The sequence below is a fragment of the Enterococcus sp. S86.2 genome (genome assembly GCF_059834485.2).
In genome coordinates this window covers 916,676-935,082 of the sequence record NZ_CM206813.1, presented here as the reverse complement: position 1 = coordinate 935,082, position 18,407 = coordinate 916,676, and the positions used below count along the sequence as shown (strand labels likewise).

18 protein-coding genes are annotated in these 18,407 nt (G+C 37.3%); all 18 read right to left on the bottom strand.

Going from position 1 to position 18,407, the window contains the following annotated elements; genetic code table 11:
- Positions 1 to 322: 322 nt before the first annotated feature.
- Positions 323 to 790 carry a transcription antitermination factor NusB gene (gene nusB / locus AC6R0T_RS04270; protein WP_206903867.1) on the bottom strand — a complete coding sequence of 156 codons (468 nt, stop codon included), beginning with the start codon at positions 788 to 790 and terminating at the stop codon, positions 323 to 325.
- On the bottom strand, positions 783 to 1,205 hold the full coding sequence (locus tag AC6R0T_RS04265) for an Asp23/Gls24 family envelope stress response protein (protein ID WP_206903866.1): 423 nt from the start codon (positions 1,203 to 1,205) through the stop codon (positions 783 to 785). The genes nusB and AC6R0T_RS04265 overlap by 8 nt, the downstream gene beginning before the upstream one ends.
- Before the next feature lie 26 nt (positions 1,206 to 1,231).
- A complete protein-coding gene (efp, locus tag AC6R0T_RS04260) occupies positions 1,232 to 1,789 on the bottom strand; it encodes an elongation factor P (RefSeq protein WP_206903865.1) in 558 nt (185 codons plus the stop codon).
- A 199-nt stretch (positions 1,790 to 1,988) separates the two neighbouring features.
- A complete protein-coding gene (locus AC6R0T_RS04255; protein WP_206903864.1) occupies positions 1,989 to 2,882 on the bottom strand; it encodes an ROK family protein in 894 nt (297 codons plus the stop codon).
- A gap of 11 nt (positions 2,883 to 2,893) precedes the next feature.
- On the bottom strand, positions 2,894 to 3,058 hold the full coding sequence (locus AC6R0T_RS04250; protein WP_282461396.1) for a DUF6903 family protein: 165 nt from the start codon (positions 3,056 to 3,058) through the stop codon (positions 2,894 to 2,896).
- Positions 3,051 to 5,204 carry a 1,3-beta-galactosyl-N-acetylhexosamine phosphorylase gene (gnpA, locus tag AC6R0T_RS04245; protein WP_303754445.1) on the bottom strand — a complete coding sequence of 718 codons (2,154 nt, stop codon included), beginning with the start codon at positions 5,202 to 5,204 and terminating at the stop codon, positions 3,051 to 3,053. The genes AC6R0T_RS04250 and gnpA overlap by 8 nt, the downstream gene beginning before the upstream one ends.
- Before the next feature lie 11 nt (positions 5,205 to 5,215).
- Complete coding sequence (locus tag AC6R0T_RS04240) at positions 5,216 to 6,082, bottom strand: carbohydrate ABC transporter permease (RefSeq protein WP_206903861.1); 867 nt, start codon at positions 6,080 to 6,082, stop codon at positions 5,216 to 5,218.
- A gap of 12 nt (positions 6,083 to 6,094) precedes the next feature.
- Positions 6,095 to 6,985: a carbohydrate ABC transporter permease gene (locus AC6R0T_RS04235; RefSeq protein WP_303754446.1), complete on the bottom strand. Its 891-nt coding sequence runs from the start codon at positions 6,983 to 6,985 to the stop codon at positions 6,095 to 6,097.
- A gap of 117 nt (positions 6,986 to 7,102) precedes the next feature.
- On the bottom strand, positions 7,103 to 8,449 hold the full coding sequence (locus AC6R0T_RS04230) for a carbohydrate ABC transporter substrate-binding protein (protein WP_303754447.1): 1,347 nt from the start codon (positions 8,447 to 8,449) through the stop codon (positions 7,103 to 7,105).
- Between the two features lie 122 nt (positions 8,450 to 8,571).
- Positions 8,572 to 9,375: a helix-turn-helix domain-containing protein gene (locus AC6R0T_RS04225; RefSeq protein ID WP_282461398.1), complete on the bottom strand. Its 804-nt coding sequence runs from the start codon at positions 9,373 to 9,375 to the stop codon at positions 8,572 to 8,574.
- 170 nt (positions 9,376 to 9,545) lie between these two features.
- Entirely contained in the window at positions 9,546 to 10,613 is a 1,068-nt protein-coding gene (locus tag AC6R0T_RS04220; protein ID WP_206903914.1) for a M24 family metallopeptidase, read from the bottom strand.
- Positions 10,614 to 10,790: 177 nt separating this feature from the next.
- A complete protein-coding gene (locus AC6R0T_RS04215) occupies positions 10,791 to 11,024 on the bottom strand; it encodes a GlsB/YeaQ/YmgE family stress response membrane protein (protein WP_206903857.1) in 234 nt (77 codons plus the stop codon).
- 454 nt (positions 11,025 to 11,478) lie between these two features.
- Positions 11,479 to 11,868 (bottom strand): DUF956 family protein, encoded by a 390-nt coding sequence (locus tag AC6R0T_RS04210; RefSeq protein ID WP_206903856.1) that lies wholly within the window; start codon positions 11,866 to 11,868, stop codon positions 11,479 to 11,481.
- Between the two features lie 109 nt (positions 11,869 to 11,977).
- Positions 11,978 to 12,889 (bottom strand): PTS system mannose/fructose/sorbose family transporter subunit IID, encoded by a 912-nt coding sequence (locus AC6R0T_RS04205; protein WP_206903855.1) that lies wholly within the window; start codon positions 12,887 to 12,889, stop codon positions 11,978 to 11,980.
- 22 nt (positions 12,890 to 12,911) lie between these two features.
- On the bottom strand, positions 12,912 to 13,721 hold the full coding sequence (locus tag AC6R0T_RS04200; RefSeq protein WP_303754448.1) for a PTS mannose/fructose/sorbose transporter subunit IIC: 810 nt from the start codon (positions 13,719 to 13,721) through the stop codon (positions 12,912 to 12,914).
- A gap of 24 nt (positions 13,722 to 13,745) precedes the next feature.
- Entirely contained in the window at positions 13,746 to 14,738 is a 993-nt protein-coding gene (locus AC6R0T_RS04195; protein ID WP_303754449.1) for a mannose/fructose/sorbose PTS transporter subunit IIB, read from the bottom strand.
- 86 nt (positions 14,739 to 14,824) lie between these two features.
- Complete coding sequence (locus AC6R0T_RS04190) at positions 14,825 to 15,316, bottom strand: mannose/fructose/sorbose PTS transporter subunit IIB (protein WP_206903913.1); 492 nt, start codon at positions 15,314 to 15,316, stop codon at positions 14,825 to 14,827.
- Positions 15,317 to 15,551: 235 nt separating this feature from the next.
- Positions 15,552 to 18,407, bottom strand: a complete 2,856-nt coding sequence (locus tag AC6R0T_RS04185; RefSeq protein WP_282461401.1) for a sigma-54-dependent transcriptional regulator — start codon at positions 18,405 to 18,407, stop codon at positions 15,552 to 15,554.

Here is an 18,407-nt window from a genome sequence, read left to right as displayed (position 1 = left end):
GACCTATTCTAGCACAGGGGAGTTTTATTGTGAAAGTTCCCGCGATATTTTGTAAGAATTTACCATTGAAAAATAAAATCAACTCACAGCATATAAAGGCTTGGCAAATTCACTTAACTTTTGAGTAATTCAGGCAAAATATTTTTAAAATGCTCTCTTAATTTTTGAAATACTTTACAGATTGCCACTAAAGTTGATTTTTGAAGTAAACTACCAATAAAATTGACTAAAAAGCAGATTCCCTCGTGTCTTATAAAAATTCTAATCACTAAAAAAACAGGCGAAAATCATTTAAGATTCTCACCTGCCTTAATTTACTTCACTACAGTTTATCCTTATCAGCCACTTCTTTAGTCAAATCCGTATTAATTGCGGATAAAACCCCATTGACGAATTTACGTGATTGATCATCGCTAAATGTCTTGGTCAGCTCCAAGGCTTCGTTTAAGGCCACTTTGTTGGGAACATCTTTTTCATACATCATTTCGTAGCTGGCAATGCGTAAAATACACAAATCCATTTTAGAAAGACGTTTAATACTCCAACCTTTTTTTAAATGTTTTTGAATCAATTCATCTAAGGCTACTTTATGTTCACACACACCTACTACTAATTGATCTAAATATGCAGGAACAAAATTTTCTTGTTCTGCGTCCACCATTTCGTGGTGCTCTAATTCGATTGCTTGCATAATGGCATCTTTTTTGTCTAAATCCTGGTTAAAATCTAAGGGAAATAAAGCTTGTAAGGCCATTTTTCGGATCTCGTGACGAGATAATTCTTTACTCATTTTCTTCCTCATTTTCAAATAATTCATCTAAATCTGGTGTTTCAATTTTTTCTGGTACGACAGCAACAACATGAACGTTTACCTCAGTTAATTCAACATCTGTCATAAAGAGTACTTGTTGTTTCACTCGTTCTTGAATTTCCATCGCTGTTTTTGGCACAGAAACACCATACTTCATATAGCAGTAAAGGTCAACCTTAATCCCGGTCTCGTCAATAGTTAAAGAAACACCTTTACCATGGTTTGAACGACCTAATAGTTGGGTCACATTACTCGTAAAGCTTCCTTGCATGTCATAGACACCGTCAACCTTGGAAGCGGCAATCCCAATAATAATCTCAATCACTTCAGGAGCGATTACAATTTCTCCTAAATCTTGATTTGCATCTAATACTAAATTCTTTTCGTCAGCCACAATGACGTCCCCCAGTCTAATTACAATTATGCGCGTGAAACATATGAACCGTCAGTTGTATTAATAATCAATTTATCACCTTGATTAACAAAAAACGGTACATTCACGGTCACGCCAGTTTCCATGGTTGCTGGTTTACCGCCCCCAGAAGAAGTATCTCCTTTGATATTGGGTTCTGTTTCAGCAACTTCTAAAACCACAGTATTTGGTAAATCAACACCTAAAATCTCTGATCCATACATAATAACCGTGATTTCCATGTTCTCTAGCATATATTTCAATTCGTCTTTAATTTGTTCTGTTGGAATCTCAATTTGTTCATAAGTTTCCAAGTCCATAAAAACATGGCTGTCGCCACTTTCATACAAGTATTGCATTTTACGATTATCAATTTGCGCTTTCGCAACTTTTTCACCGGCTCGGAAAGTTTTTTCTTGCACGGCGCCATTCCGCAAATTTTTTAATTTTGAACGGACAAAAGCTGCCCCTTTACCAGGTTTTACGTGTTGGAAATCTACCACACGCCAAATATCACCGTCAACTTCAATTGTTAAACCTGTTTTAAAATCATTTACTGAAATCATGGCTATCCTCCTTATTTACTAGCACCAAAAGGCTGTCTGCAATCCAGCATATTCGTTAATAGTTTATCATTATTTTAATCCAAAGGCTATAAAAACCCTCTTTGTTAGCTGCAACTCTTATGTAAAACAGTTTGCGTTCACGACAAAAAAACGCAATTTTTTATCGGATAAAACCAAATAAAAAATTGCGCTTAAAAAATTACTGCAAGGCGTGTAAACCAGCCCCAATAATTCCGCCAGTGTTTGGATAAGGAGAGATAGCTAATGTACTAATACTATGACTTTGCGCAGGAACAATCCATTCTCCTAATTTTGTTTTGATTAATGGAAGTAAATCAGGATTTAGCGTCATAACACTGCCGCCAAAAACAATTTTTTGTGGGTCTAGCAATGACACGATGGTGTATATCGCCTGACTAACATCTTTGCCCCAAGCTTCCACTAAATCTTTTGCTAAGGGTTCTCCTAAGCGATAACGGCGAAAAATTTCTTCTGGTGTTACAGTCCCATCATTATAGGCTTCTTTGCCTTGTTCTGCTAAAGCAGGACCTGCCGCACTTTGCTCGACAGAATACATTTGACCATTTCTTTTCTTTAATGGAATTAAACCAAGTTCTCCGGCAAAACCATTGCCACGAATAAAGTCACCTCTAGTCATAATAGCACAAGACAATCCTGTACTAATGGTGACATAGACGAGTAATTCCTCATTTTTAAGACCAGCATAATTCCATTCTGCTCGCGTTGCTTGATAGACATCATTGTCGATCACGATATTTCCCACAGCTGGGAATGCTTCTCTTAAGCGCGCCACAACTGGAAAATTTTCCCAAGCTAAATTATTTTGAAAAACTGCCACACCAGCTTTGCGATCCACTAGACCGGGAACCCCTAGTCCTACACACACTTCATGAGGGGATAACTTACTATCAACTAACACTTGTTCGATTACGCGACAAACGACAGCAAACATTCCTTCACGATCACTAGCACTTGAAAGTAGACGGGTGATATGGGTGACATTTCCCAGTTCATCCACCAAACCACCAGCAACTTTTGTCCCCCCAATATCAATACCGATTGCATATTTCATTTTGCCATCTCCTACTGATAATTTTTGTTATAGCCCCACAAAAGACTAAGTAGCCCTGCAAGACCTACAACTTGTAACGCTAAACCTGTATAGCCAATATTTTTTTGGCCATAAACGATTAATAAAAAACAGACGATAAAGACTGCTACCTGCAGCCAAAACTTCGCTTTACTCATCATAATTCCTCCATTCGATTGCCCCAGGAGCCAATGTAATCACGTAATTTTTTTTGTCTGTATAAATTTTTGACACTTGTTTTTCGTCTGTATTATTTACCACCGCATATTGTCTTTTTTCTGGATACGCATGAACTTCCACATCGGGATTTTCTGCATACCAAATGTTTAACTCTTCTTCTTTATGGGCTGCATAATAAATGGCCCGTAAAAAGATTTGTGCATTTTCTGGTGAATAAGGCATGCCACTAAAGTACACACCACGTCCTTTAGAAAAGTCGTGGGTAGCCAATTGTACACTACCATCAAGATAGCGTAAAATTTGTGTTTCTTCCGATAGTGCATAAATATTTTTTTGCATTTCTCCAAATTCTACCTGCGTTGCTTTGTCGGTGATGAAATGTGCTGAAACTTCATCTTTAAAGTATTTATCTGTCGATAAGCTGAATCCTAATTCTTTGTCGACACCTAAAATATGCGCCAATTGGAAGAAGCGTCCATTCGCTAGATGAGCCGTTGGTTCTCCAATTCCAATTAAACCACCACCGTTTGCTACCCATTTCGTTAAAGTTGCAATTAATTGTGTATCTTGCCAATTTTTGCCACCAGAAAACGCGGTACCCGCATCTCCTACATTAATCAAAACATCAATATCTCCTGGAACACCTGCTTTTATATCCGCAAAGTTTAAAAATTCAACGGCAATTTTTTGTCCTGATAATGACTCTAAGACACCAAGATAGCTATAAATTTGTTGATACCACAAAGCGTGGGCCACCATATGAGTCTGCCATGAACGCAGTTTTCCCCAAGAGTTTAAAATACCAACTTTTATGCCTACATAAGGTTTGACATCTGCTATTCTTTCATACAAATCGCGAAATTCTGCAGTGACACTACTTACGTAATCAACAAATTCAGGGAATTTATTGGCTAGGGATAAATACCCGCCATAACCAATGCGATCAACAGGTTTACGTAAAATAGCGCGTCGCGCTGTTAACCAGTTTTCTTTGGCTTCGATTGTTGGATCATTTCCCTCATAAAAAACATCTGGGAAAAAGTACGGTAAAAATCTTCCTTCCGTGTACTTCACATGGGGAATTTCTGAAATCATTCTTAAAGTTGTTCCGTTGCCTACGCTTCCTACAACTGCATCCAAGCCAATTTCTTTAAAATAAGGTCCATAAGGCTCTGTTCCAATCCAGTTATCTCCTAGAAACATCATCGCTTCTCGTTTAGCATCGTGTACAACTTCCACTAGCTTTTTGGCTTCATTTGCAACAAAGCGTTGGATGAAATCAATATAATCCAAAAAGGCTTGGGAAGGAACACGAAATGGTGAATTATAATACCCTTCATCAACAAAATCTTCGGCGTGTAATTTGTAGCCATAGGCTTGTTCAAATTCTTTTAACGCTCGCACAGATACCGTCGAACCATAACCAAACCAATCGACAAATTTTTCCTTTTTTTGATCATTGAAAAATAGTGTGAAATGATAAAAAAAGGTCGTAAAACGCACCACATCAGTATCTGGATTATCGGCTAGCCAGTTGATCAAAAAATTACGAACAAAGGCTTTGGACTCAGGCTGTCTAATGTCAAAAGGAATCTCATGGGGTTTATCTCCCCAATCGTTGGTGATATGATTGTACATTTGGGTTGGATCCCAAATCATACTGGCTAAAAAGGAAACTGTGTACTCATGATAAGGTTGCCATTTTTTTAAAGAAACGACATTTTGTTTTTGATCCACTTCCCAATCTTCATTGGCTAACTTCTCACCAGTCGTTCGATCGTATACTTCCCATAATTCTTTGGGATCTTCTCTGTAATTTGGTTGCAGTTGTTCTTCTAGATAACCTTTCATAAACCAAATTTTAGGCTCATCTTCTGTGGCACAGACCCGCTCACTTAACAAAAAAGCTTGTTGCACTTCTTCTAAGTGCTTTTGGGCAAAGTCATTGTGTCCTCTTGCTACAAAATAAGTCGTATAAATTTTTGCTCCAATTTGTTTTAGCTCTTCATCAAGTTTTGTACCATCGCTATCGCGAATGGCATCTGCCCCCCACAAAGCCATTAAACGTTTGGTTTCTGCCAAGAAGTTACTCTCACTTGGAATGGTTACTCTTCCTTTTTCCATCTTCGTCTCTCCTATTCCTTATTCCCGCCAACTGTCATTCCTTGGGTCAATTGTTTTTGAACTAAAATATATAAAATTAGTGTAGGTAACATCACGATTACTAAACCGGCGTATAATTGCCCATAATTAGCAGCAGCTTTTTGTCCGGCCATCAAATTAATTAAACCGACTGGTAACGTCTTATTCGGACCTGGAATCAACGTTAAGGCGATGATATACTCATTCCAAAAACTCAAGAAGTTAAACAAAATAACCGTAATAATACTTGGTTTTGCCAAAGGCGCCATGACGACCACCAGCGTTTTGAAAAAACCAGCGCCATCAATATAAGCTGCTTCTTCATATGAAGAAGATAACGTACGGAAATAATTTGATAATAAATAAATCGTAAAAGGTAAGGCTGTAGCGGCATATACAAGGGCTAAAACAAAGAGATTATCAATAAAGAAACCTTGACCACTGATTTTTCGCAATGCATTATCCCCGTCCAAAAGCATTAGAAAAATCGGTACGACAATATAATTGGAGTTAATAAACAAGCCCATCATAAACAATGTATTTAAAATCCCACGTCCTTTAAATTTGAAGCGGGCTAAAACGTATGCTGCTGGGAGTGCCACAACAATTAAAATCACTAATGCCAGTGCTGTTACTTTGACTGAATTCCACATGTAAAGTCCCATGTTAGCTTTTTGGAAGGCGGCTACAAAATTGTCGAAATAAAAGCCTTTTGGTAGTGCCCACGGATCGCCGTAAAACTCTGAATTTTCTTTAATTGATGCTAAAAATACCCACGCAATCGGTACAACAATCGAAATTGCCAACGTGATGAGGGCAACATAGACAAAGATTTTATAAAGTTTTGTAGATTTTTTCATCTTGTTTCCCTCCTAAAATTCATAAACGTCACGTTTGGTAATTTTGTTTAACACTGCAGATAAGATAAACGAAAAAGTAAAGACAACCACTCCGATTGCCATCCCATAGCCATAAGAAGAATTTGTATAAGCTTGTTTATACATATAACTTAAAAATACTTCTGTTGAGCCATCTGGACCACCATTGGTCATTGCTTTGACTAATAAGAAACTTAAATTAATCGTACTAATCACAAAAAAAGTTAAGGTTGTTCGAATGGTACTCCAAGTTAGTGGCAATGTTATCGTGAAGAATTGCTGGATTGCACTCGCCCCTTCTAGCGCCGAAGCTTCATAAAGGCTTTCTGGAATTGAAGCCATTGAAGCCATGTACATCACCATGTAATACCCAATTGCCTGCCAAATTAAGGCCGCCCCAATTGAATAGATAACAATTTTTTGATTACCCAGCCACAACTGTTGTAAGTTTTCAAGACGCACTGCACTTAATAAATTATTCAATAACCCGCTGCTGGGATCATAAATAGCAGAAAAAATGGCTGCAATAACAACGATTGATAAAATATTAGGGATGTAAAACATAATCCTGAATAAATTGACACCCTTGAATTTTTCCCGCGTCAAAATTGAAGCAAAAATTAAGGCTAGAGCTAACGTAAAAATAGTAACGATAACAATTAATAAAATTGTGTTCTGGAAAGAACGGAAAAATGCCATGTCTTTAATTAAGGTCTTAAAATTATCTAACCCAACAAATGTCTTTTCAGCAGAATAACCGCCCCATTTAAATAAGGACATAAAGAAAACATTAATGGTGGGATACACCATGAAAATCAATACCAATAATGTCGCTGGGAGCAGACATAAAGTGATAAACACCTTCTTTTGTTTCTTTTCATTCATAGGATCACCTTTTTTAGTATTATTTATAAACAGATATTATTTTTTTATTTATAACTTTTACTACTTTATGATAAAAGGCTGCCACAAATTCCTTTGTCACAGCCTTTTATCTGCTACTTATTGTTTATCTGCTGCTTCACGAATTTTATCCGCCGCACTTACAACGCTATCTTGCCAGTCTTTTACTGTCTTATCGCCAGAAACAACACTGTCTACTGCGCTAAATAATGTATCCCGCATATTTACGCCTTCAACTGTTACAGTATTTTCAAGGCCACCCATTACTGCTTTGGCACCATTGTCGTAAATACTGTAGAATAATTTATTGTCGCCCTCTAATTTTTCTGACATCCCCTGGATTGGTTGAATTGCGCCAGCTTCTTTAAAGATATCTGCTGCTTTATCTGAGTACATATAAGAAATGAATTTCTTACCTTCTTTTTTATTTGCAGCACCTGTTGGCATCCACATTTGTTCAAAGAATGTATAAGAATAGCTGTCACCACCTGATTCAAAGGCAGGCAAAGCAGTCATTCCCCATTCAAAACCATCAGCTCGTGGTGCATCTTTCATCTCACCAGGTACCCATGTTCCATTTGGCATGAAGATCGCTTTATCATCTAAAATTAGTTGTTGATTTTTAGTAAAGTCATTGTCATTGGCATTGGCAACTGTTGTTGTAGCCGTATATTTTGCCAATTTACCAACTGTATCAAATGCTTCTGTCGCTTCTTTAGAAGACCAAGCTCCTTTTTGATAGGTCATCGCTTCATTAAAGAATTCTGGACCACCTGTTACAGAAAGCAAACTATACATAAATGAGTCCAAGTAACCGGCTGTTGGATAAGTAAATAATGCAATTCCTTCTTTTTTCGCTTTTTCGCCTAATTCCCACATCTCATCCCAAGTTTTTGGTACTTCCCAACCTTTAGTTTTTAAAAGATTTGCATCATAGAATAAACCAGTTGGTGAATAAAACATCGGAGCCATGTACGTCTTTTTGTCATTGTAAGGATTTGTTGCTAGTGTATCAATAAAGCCTGGAATCAATTTATCTTTCACAGTCTTATCTTCACCAGGTACTTTCATATCAAATACATCTGTTAAATCTTCCAAGTTTTTGTCTTTGATAAAGGTTTCGGTCAACCCCGCTTCACGCCCGGTCGCAAGTAAGATTACATCTGGATAGTTTCCTGCTTTCATATTTGGACTAATGACATCTTCTAATTTTTTGTCAACGGTCAATTCTACGGTCACGCCGGGATTGTCTTTTTCATATGCAGCTTTTACTTTATCCCACATATCTGCGCCATAGGCAGATTCTAGTGCCGCCACTTTCAAAACTTTTTTATCTCCTGCTGCTTTGTCTCCGTTGCTGCCGTCAGTACTGCCACCACTGCCACAACCTGCTAGTAAAAGACCTGATAACCCCAAAGCTAATACCAATCCTAATGCTTTTTTCATGTCGGATTCCTCCCTCATTTGATGGCTTAAGTATACCTTTATTGTAAGCGCTTTAGTTTTAAAATATTGGTCGTTTTTTTAGAAATATTTATAAATTCCCGATTTAGTAAAATATACTAAAACTAACGGTGACGTTTACGATATTGATTAGGAGAAGTGCCAATTCCTTTTTTAAAGGCTTGGTTAAAATAAGATTGCGAAGTAAAACCCGCAATTTCTGCAATTTGACCAACAGAATAGTCGGTACTAATTAATAATTCTTGGGCGTTTTCTAGACGCTTTTGCATCATATAATTCATTGGTGTTTCAGCAAAGTTCTCTTTAAAAATATGAATCATATAGTATTTATCCAAATGCAGTTGACGGGATAAAACATCTAAGGTTAGATTTTCTTTATAATGTTGATCAATAAAGTCTTTAATAATCGCGCCATCTTTTGAAATATTTTTATTTTCAATCTCAATTAAACTAAAATTATTACTGCGTAAAACTTTCACCAAAACAACTTCCGCCAATCTTTGCAAAACAGCATTTGCCCCTTGTTGTTTTTCATTTATTTCAGCAATAATCAATTTTAATAAAGGCACCATTTCGTCTAAAACATCGCGAAAAATATAGTGGCTTTCCCGCTTGTTTTGCTTAACAAAACGGATATTGTTCACTCCAATCACGATATACCATAAAGGAAATTCTCCTGATGATTTTTCAGTATGGCGTACATACGGATTAACCACGACAATATCGTGGGCTGCAATCGGATATTCTTTCCCTTCGACAATAAAACTCCCCCTACCACTTAATACGTACATAACTTCCGTAAAATAATGGGTATGTAAAGTACTATGCCAATCTTCTTCACTAAATTTAGATTGATGTACATATATTAGCTCAGCTTGCTTTAAAACAGCATCAATTTCTTTTACCATAATTTCCCTCCTTCCTTCGAATTGTAAGCGTTATTTTCATTTAGGTCAAAATAATTCTCGCATTTTTTTTGCAAATAAAAAAAATACTATTAACATTCGGGTCAAATTAGAAAAAAACCATAAAAAAATGCGTTACCAACAAGTAGTAACGCATTTTTTTACTTAGTAGCTTATAAAATAATCAGCTCTTTTGGTGAGCGAGTTAAGACTTCATTCCCAGAAGCTGTAATTAATAAATCATCTTCAATTCTCACACCACCGATTCCCGGTAAATAAATTCCCGGTTCATCTGTAATGACGTTATTTACAACAAACTGTTTATCTGCTCTAAAGGAAACATTTGGTCCTTCATGAATTTCTAAACCAATACCATGACCGGTAGAATGTCCGAATGCTTCGCCATATCCAGCCGCTGCAATGTGGTCTCTGGCAATGGCATCTAATTGAATACCGGTTAAACCTGGTTGTGCTGCTTCAATTACTTTTAATTGTGCTTCTAACACAATTTGATAAATTTCTTTTAGCTTTTCGCCTGGGTCGCCGATTGCAAATGTTCTCGTCATATCCGAAACATATCCCTCATAATAACAACCAAAGTCTAACGTAATTAAATCACCTTGTTCAATTATTTTATCACTGGCAACCCCATGAGGCATTGCAGAACGAAGACCACTCGCTACAATCGTGTCAAAAGAGACGCTGGTTGCGCCAAGAGAGCGCATATAAAAGTCAAGTTGATTGGCAACCTCAATTTCAGTCATACCCGGACGAATAAATTTTAAAACATGTTCAAAACCTTGATCGGCAATTTGGCATGCTTTTTGGATAAGTGCAATCTCATTTTCATCTTTTACTTCCCGTAGCGTTTCAATCATTCCTGCAATAGGAATGAGCGGTGTTTCTTCTATGATTTCTTCTAAAACAGAGTATTCAGCAAAGCTAATATAGTTTTCTTCAAAGGCTAGCGCAGTGATATTTTCTTGTTGACATAATGCCGCTACTTCGTCAAAAATTGGTCCTACATTTTTAATAATTTCAAAATCAGGCGCTTGTGCGCTAGCTTGTTCTGTATAGCGAAAATCCGTCACAAAAAACGCTTTGTTTAATGTGATAACAGCTAAACCTGTCGTGCCAGTAAAATTGGTTAAGTAACGCAAATTATATGGACTTGTCACTAAAAAGCCATCGACTTGTTCTTTGCGCATCGCTGCTCGTAATTTTTCTACTCGTAACATCATGTTGAATTCCTTCTTTCTTTTGACTTTCCCAATCATTATAGCAAATATAAGAGAAAATAAAAAAGATTGCGACAAAACCATCTTTCTTTACGGATATAAATGTTATTTCCCATTCATATCCGTCACAACTACAAAAAGTAGTTGCGTACAGCATAGTTTTTCACAACCTTTTAATCATTATTTGGCTTTACCAAAAAAGAAAGATACTACCGCTACAACGATTACCGCACCTAAAATTGATGGAATAATCGCCATGCCCGCAATATCAGGTCCCATATTGCCAAACAGCGCTTGTCCGACTGAAGCCCCTGCCAATCCGGCAATAATATTAAACAAACATCCCCGTTTTTCACCGGTAATTGCTCCTGCAATTGCTCCAATCACAGCACCCACAATTAATGTCCAAAGCATTTTTTTCACTCCTTTTACAAAAACTACAAAAATAAATTTTCTAACAAATAACTAGGCTGTCTATAAGCTATTTAAAATTTATCTTCAATTTATGGTAACATATTTCAAAATAATAACGAAAATATTGACTCAAAGAACGCCTTTTTTTCAATCTTTTGTGGTCATCAAAAGTTGTTAACGACACTAACTTATACCAAATAGTTACATCTAATTTCTAAGTTTTAACGTAATTTTCAACAACCCCACTAGAGTAGGAAAAGCTAACGAAATCCTACCCCCTAAGGCAAAAAAATTATTAAAGCGACTTTTTTTATTTTCATAAATTTTAGCTTTGAAAAAAGTGATTCGTGAAGCTAGTCAGTGCTAGCGCAATCAAATCAATATTTTTTTGTGAAAAATTTATACTTCCTTTCTGTCAGATAAAAAATAACCATAAAAGCACATGCCTTTACGGTTACTGTTTTTTGCCCATTAATTTTACTTGCCAACTTTTTAACCCGCGTTTGACAACTTGGAAAAAAGTTAGGGAACGTACCAAGTGGTCTGCCGGTACATATTCTCTGATGGCACGTAAAACCTTTTTCGGTTGTTTTGAAGAAAACGAGTAAATCCCATTTTTCTTTGTTTGAATAGCATAGCGTGGGATCCATTTTCCTTTGAAATAAACAGAAGCTACCACAAAATCTACTTCTTCCCACGGAATTTGGATGAATTTATTAATATCACGATCATTGTAAAATTCAAAGGCCTTATCACCAATCATAATCTTCCCATACTCACCAATGCCAAGATAAGATGTTGCATCAATAGTCAAATCAACTTTGCTATTTAACGACTGAACCATTACAGACACTTCCTTTATGGATATTTATTAAGTATTATAGCCATAACAACTACCAGATGTAAAACAAAAGCCCAGGGAACAACCCCTGAGCCCTTGTAAAAAATTTTGATTACATGATGTTTAATACGTGTAAACCAACACCGACAACGAATAAGCCAATGATGATAACGATTGGAGAAACTTTTTTCTTCAATAACCACATGCAAAGTAAAGTTAGTAATAAACCAGCAAGACCTGGAATTAATTGATCCAAGTTATCTTGTAAGGTAGTTACTTTTGTAGGAGTTTGGGAAAGACCCGCACCTACTTGACTGAAGGCTTCTTGAATACCTTTCCAGCCGTCAGGTAATTTATCCCAGTGAATAAATGCTTTGTCGTCTAATTGAACTTCAGAAACAACCGGCGTAAATTTAACACTTACCCAACGTTGTACTAATGAACCTAAAACGAACATACCCAAGATAGAAGCACCTTTTGTAACTTTTTGTAACAAACCACCTGATAAGTCATCAGTAATTTTTGAACCAGCTTGGTAACCAAATTCTTGTGTGTACCACAAGAAAGCAATCCGGATAATATTCCAAGCAAAGAAGAATAATAATGGACCCATAATGCTGCCGCTCATTGCAAGAGAAGCACCTAAGGCACCTAACATTGGACGTACAGTAAACCAGAATACTGGGTCACCGACACCAGCTAAAGGTCCCATCATACCAACTTTAACCCCTTGAATTGCTACATCATCAACAGGTGCACCATTCGCACGTTCTTCTTCAAGGGCTAAAGTAACCCCTAATACTGGAGCTGCTAAATATGGGTGAGTATTAAAGAATTCCAAGTGGCGTTTTAACGCTGCCGCACGATCTTCTTTGGTTGTATATAATTTTTTAATTGCTGGGATCATTGCATATGCCCAACCACCGTTTTGCATACGTTCATAGTTCCATGAACCTTGAAGGAACATTGAGCGGAACATGACACTTCTACGGTCTGCTTTTGTTAATTGAATTTTTTCAGCCATTGTTTGTTCTCCTCCTTCAAGATTAATAGTCGTTCAAAATATCGCCTAATGGGTCGCCTGTGTTACCACCACCGCCATTACCTGAACCACCAGTTTCTTCTAAGTGTAGGTAAATTAAAGCGATAGAAATAGCTAAAGCACCTAATGCGATTAATGTTAATTGTGAAATAGCCGCTACCACAAAACCGATAGCAAAGAATGGCCATACTTCACGAGTTGCCATCATGTTAATAACCATTGCATAACCAACGGCTACTACCATACCACCACCGATTGCCATACCATCTGTTAACCAAGCAGGCATAGATTCTAAGAAGCCACGTACTGTGTCAGCAGGAATCAATAGTAAAGCGGCAGCAGGAATAGCAATACGTAAGCCTTGCATACAAATTGCAATCCATTGCCATAGTTCAATTTTACGGTAGTTGCCTTCTTCAGCCGCGCTATCCATGATATGGATAATTGGCACAGCTAAAGTACGTGCGATCATTGTTAAGAACAAACCAGCAACAGCTAGTGGGATAGCAACGGCAACAGCAGATGCAACACCAGCTTTTCCTTGTCCACCTAAAACTAAAATAATTGCGGATGCGACAGCTGCCAAAGCAGCATCTGGTGCAACTGCGGCACCGATATTTGCCCAACCTAGGGCGATCATTTGTAGTGAACCACCCAAGATGATTCCGACTTCTAAGTTACCAGTTACTAAACCGATCAACGTACATGCTACTAGTGGTTGGTGGAATTGCCATTGGTCCAAAATACCTTCCATACCAGCTAAGAAAGCAACGATGACCACTAAAATCATTTGGATTATGTTTAAATCGTGCATGATTAAGCCTCCTCTTTCTTATGACTAATTGGCGTTTGCCAATTCAGTTTTTGCTTTTTTCAACAATTCGTCAAAGTTTTCTTTTGAGTTAGCTGGTACTTTACGTACGTCAAAAGTAATTCCTTTGTCTTTTAATGTTTCAAAAGTTTGAACGTCTTCATTATTCATTGATAACACTTTGTTGACTTGAACTTTACCAACTGAATGGGCCATAGAACCAACGTTAACTTCTTTAATATCAACGCCACCTTCAACAGCTTTCAACAAATCTTCTGGGTTTTCAAACAACAATAACGCTTTTGTATTACCAAAACGTGGGTCTTTTGCTATTTCAATCATTTTAGAGATTGGAATAACGTTAGCTTTAACACCTGGAGGAGCAGCCTGTTCGATTAATTTTTTACGTAAATCGTCTTTGGCAACTGCATCAGAAACAACAATGATGCGGTTAGGACCAACTGCTTTTGTCCAAGCTGTTGCGACTTGACCGTGTAATAAACGAGAGTCAATTCGTGCTAAAACAAATTTGATATGACCATCGCCTAAAACTGTACCTTCAGGAATAGCACCTGTTGGTTGTCCTGTTCCAGCTGCTGCTGGAGCCGCGATTTGTGGTTCTAATTCTTCTGGTTTAACCCGGACACCTTCCTTCGCAGTTTCAATGATATGAGCTGCAATTTCTTGTGCAGAGTTCATTGAAAAGCGTGAAGCGTATGCTTCAATGACCATTGGCAAGTTCATGCCGGCAACAATTGCCCATTTGTCTTTGTGGGCTTCAAACAAGTTATTCGCTTGGTTGAATGGTGTTCCGCCCCAAAGATCGACCAAGAATAATACTTCATCTTGATCATCAAAAGAACTAATCGCTGCTTCCATTTTGGCTCTTACATCATCGGGACCTTCGCTTGGCATTAAAGTTACTGCTTTAACATTTTCTTGTTCTCCGAAAATCATTGCGCCGGATTGCAAGATGCCTTCAGCGAATTCTCCGTGACTAGCCAGGATAATTCCTACCATCTGTATACCTCCTATAACATTTTTGTTTTACTAATCGTCTAAGGGATAAATAAATAATTTCTCAAAAATGCGACGATTAAAACCAACTAGACAAAATTTTCCTTTTCCAACAATTCCATTAAGTAGACTTTGCGATCTGCTGGTACCTTTCGCAACTCTAATTCAATACCTTGTGAAGCAAGAAATTGAAAAGAGGCAATATCAGCTTGATCTAAAGAGACAAAATTGGTCAACATCTTCTTTCCAACAGTAAATCGCATTCCACCAATGTTAATTGAAGTCAACAAAACACCGCCGCGAACCAAACGTTCAACAGCATTTGGATCGGTAAACAACAACATAACCTTTTGATTAGCCAATAAATCTTCATGATAAAGTGTAATCATCTTATCAACACTAATCACATTTGACTTGATTCCTGGTGGGGAAGCTTCTTGCAACAAAAACCGACGTAACTGATCTTGGGCCACCTCATCTGATACAACTAGAATGCGTTCAATCCCGGTTTGTTTGGACCAGGCCGTCGCAACTTGTCCATGAATCAGACGATCATCAATGCGCGCTAAGGCAATATCAATGCTCACAAGCAACCCTCCTACTTAATAAAACTGAGCAGCAAAAATTTTAAACTCTGCTCACGCCAGAGTATTCACCTCCTGTGTCACCTATATATAAGCAAGATGTGTGCCAACTTCAAAAACGATACACAATTTTAAAAATCCTTAATTATAAAGAATAATCTATGAAAATTTCGATACACAAAAAAAGACACACTGTGTTAAAGTGTGTCGTTTTTTGTGTATTGTATTTTAATTACGTTTTTGGTGATACAGTCTTTTCTTTTGACTCTTCAATGCGCGTCTTCAATACTTCTAAAACATAATATTCTTCTGCCGGTGGAACACCTAAGCGTAACATTCGCCCAAAAGATTGAATATGATTATGCACTTGTTCGTAAATTGGATCAGCAGTTAGTTGCTGTTCTTCTTCTTTTGTTACGGCAAGTGGCTGCTTTAATACTACTCGTTCCAACAAACCCGCTGTATGCAAAGCCAAGTTGACTTCTAAACCAAATTCATGATCACTTAATCCAACATCTTCCACCAGATTTGAAACAAAATCCCAAATGGGTTGAGCAAGTTTTTCTCCATTAATAAAAGTAAAATTCTCACTAATAAAGCGTTTGATCAACTCTACAGCCTTTTCTTCTTGCATTGCTTCATTTGGATATGAAAGCAGCTGTTCACTATCCAATAGTAGTCGATTTAAAATCGCTTTGACATCTTGATTGATAAAACGATCTAAAGGAATAAATGGCGCATTAATCTTTGGATCGACAATTCCAGTTGCCGCAATTAAATTATAGTCTGTTTGAATTTGCCGTAATTGCTCTGGCAATGTAACTACCGATTGCGTAATTACTTGCAACTGCTTTTGTTCACCACTTAAAGAACGTTGAATAATTTCTTTGATTCGCTGGGCGGTACCCTCTCCTGAAGCACATACTGCCAAAATAGCAGTAGGTTTTGCTGTAGTAACATTATTATTTTGTTGTGGTGACATTAATGTATAACCACTAAATCGATGTAATGATTCAAACAGACTATCTAAATCCGTTCCTAAAACAGAAGCTTTTCGCACTGTTTCTAAAACAATTGCCGTTGTCACCATATCGATTGTCCGTACTTCAACACCCGTATTTTGGGTAATTTCATTACCAAACGTTGCCAATGAACCCATATCCACTAATAACATGACCCCAGAACCATCATCAACTTCGGTAACGGCGCGACTAACTTTTTCCAAGGCAACTTTTGGCGGCATATCAAGAGGCATGTCTACAGCTTGCACTTGATCAATATCTAATAATTGCGTTACCACTTCCACCATACTCGTAGCTGTGCTATTGCCGTGAGCCGCCACAACAACTCCGATTTTGCCATCTTGTTGGTTTGCGCGTAAAGAAATTAGCAAAACTGCCAAGTAATAATCTTCACTTTCAGGAATTTCGACATGAAAACTTCCACTAATATAGGTACGAATTTTTTGAGCAATTTGAAATTCAGCTGGAAAACCGGCTACCATTTGGCGAATATTGTCATTTGTACTTCGTTCTTCGCCGTGTTCTAATTTTTTCAAAAAAGAACTAATGTGCAAACTCATAGCATAGACAAAGTTTTGCTGAAAAGCATAGCCTAATTTTTCCTGTACCATATCATAAATATGATTCGTCGTATCAATCACTTTTTGATCAACAAATTCAGCTAATTTATTATCTGCATTAAAAGCAAAACCATGATTTTTATAAAAAGATTTCAAATGAACATTGATATCTGTCGAAATAAAGTGATTAATCGTTTCTTGATCTAGTCCGTCTGCTTTTAATAATGCAGCTTTATCTCCGATGATATCGTACAAATTATACGGTAATTCGTACGTATCTTGCTGGATTAAAATCATTTGATCATTTGGTGTAATTACAATTTGAGGATCTAAAATTTTGGATAGCTCATTTAAGATTTCTCGTTTATTGGCCAATAATAGTAATCCCGAACGAATCCCTTCTGGCAAGTCCTCAATCGTGATATTCATTTCATCACTGTTCATATGATTTAAAAAACCACGGGCACAAACAAGTTGGACATTTGATTTCAATTGTCCAATGTTGCCGTAACTAACGCTACCAATTAAAGCCTTAACCACATCTTCTGATAGAGAAATTTGCCGATCAATCCGACCTGCTTCCTGGGCGACCATCACCTTGACTAAATCAACTTTTTCACTTGCTGGCCGTTGATCAAATGCCGGCAACTGAATATTAATCGGAATTCTACGAACAAAAGTATCTAATAAAGACGAACTTGGGTCTTCTGTTGTCGCGCCCACAATGCGCACGTCAGCCTTATGATTTTTACTACTTTCACCTAAACGAGAAAAAGTCCCATGGTCCATAAAATAAAAGACCATTTCTTGACCTTCTGGTGGTAAGCGATGAATTTCATCAAGAAATAACATTCCCCCATCTGCTTGGTCAATAATCCCTGTTTTATCTTGCTCTGCTCCAGTAAAAGCACCCTTTACATAACCAAACAAATGGCTCATTAAAAGCTCAGGATTATTAGCGTAGTCAGCACAGTTAAAAACAATTAATTCTTTTTCCTTGTCAATTACCTGACTGGTGACAGCAAAACGAAACATCGCGTGAGCAAAATACGTTTTACCTGAACCAGTAGGGCCTGTGATGAGACAATTTAATCCTTTTGGCGGATACAAAATTGCTGCTTTTGCTTGTTCAACAGCATTTTTCATACTGCCATTAGAACCAATAATTCGTGAAAAAATATCACCGAACCGTAATTCTTGAGGGATACCTTGCTTTTTTTTAGGGATGCTAAATTCTTTATAACTCGCCACGTGCTCATTTTTAGGATAAGACGCTTGATTTATCTCATTTTCGTCTATTGCATCATCTAATTTTGCAACAGTATAGCGAACAGGTCGGCCATCAATTTTAAGCAAGCGTTGCGCACGGACTAATTTATTTAAATCCTTACTTACATTTGTTCGCTGCAATACAAGACCTTCTGCCACATCATTTGTGGTGAGTCCCGTTTGAAACTGATCGTTTGTTGCAACAAACTGATAAACACGTTCAATTCTCTTGGTCAT

Bases quoted from the DNA above. Each gene is read 5' to 3' on its own strand.
- nusB (WP_206903867.1), bottom strand. From the start codon at position 790: ATGAGTAAAGAATTATCTCGTCACGAGATCCGAAAAATGGCCTTACAA.
- efp (WP_206903865.1), bottom strand. From the start codon at position 1,789: ATGATTTCAGTAAATGATTTTAAAACAGGTTTAACAATTGAAGTTGAC.
- AC6R0T_RS04255 (WP_206903864.1), bottom strand. From the start codon at position 2,882: ATGAAATATGCAATCGGTATTGATATTGGGGGGACAAAAGTTGCTGGT.
- AC6R0T_RS04250 (WP_282461396.1), bottom strand. From the start codon at position 3,058: ATGAGTAAAGCGAAGTTTTGGCTGCAGGTAGCAGTCTTTATCGTCTGT.
- gnpA (WP_303754445.1), bottom strand. From the start codon at position 5,204: ATGGAAAAAGGAAGAGTAACCATTCCAAGTGAGAGTAACTTCTTGGCA.
- AC6R0T_RS04240 (WP_206903861.1), bottom strand. From the start codon at position 6,082: ATGAAAAAATCTACAAAACTTTATAAAATCTTTGTCTATGTTGCCCTC.
- AC6R0T_RS04235 (WP_303754446.1), bottom strand. From the start codon at position 6,985: ATGAATGAAAAGAAACAAAAGAAGGTGTTTATCACTTTATGTCTGCTC.
- AC6R0T_RS04230 (WP_303754447.1), bottom strand. From the start codon at position 8,449: ATGAAAAAAGCATTAGGATTGGTATTAGCTTTGGGGTTATCAGGTCTT.
- AC6R0T_RS04225 (WP_282461398.1), bottom strand. From the start codon at position 9,375: ATGGTAAAAGAAATTGATGCTGTTTTAAAGCAAGCTGAGCTAATATAT.
- AC6R0T_RS04220 (WP_206903914.1), bottom strand. From the start codon at position 10,613: ATGATGTTACGAGTAGAAAAATTACGAGCAGCGATGCGCAAAGAACAA.
- AC6R0T_RS04215 (WP_206903857.1), bottom strand. From the start codon at position 11,024: ATGCTTTGGACATTAATTGTGGGTGCTGTGATTGGAGCAATTGCAGGA.
- AC6R0T_RS04210 (WP_206903856.1), bottom strand. From the start codon at position 11,868: ATGGTTCAGTCGTTAAATAGCAAAGTTGATTTGACTATTGATGCAACA.
- AC6R0T_RS04205 (WP_206903855.1), bottom strand. From the start codon at position 12,889: ATGGCTGAAAAAATTCAATTAACAAAAGCAGACCGTAGAAGTGTCATG.
- AC6R0T_RS04200 (WP_303754448.1), bottom strand. From the start codon at position 13,721: ATGCACGATTTAAACATAATCCAAATGATTTTAGTGGTCATCGTTGCT.
- AC6R0T_RS04195 (WP_303754449.1), bottom strand. From the start codon at position 14,738: ATGGTAGGAATTATCCTGGCTAGTCACGGAGAATTCGCTGAAGGCATC.
- AC6R0T_RS04185 (WP_282461401.1), bottom strand. From the start codon at position 18,407: ATGACCAAGAGAATTGAACGTGTTTATCAGTTTGTTGCAACAAACGAT.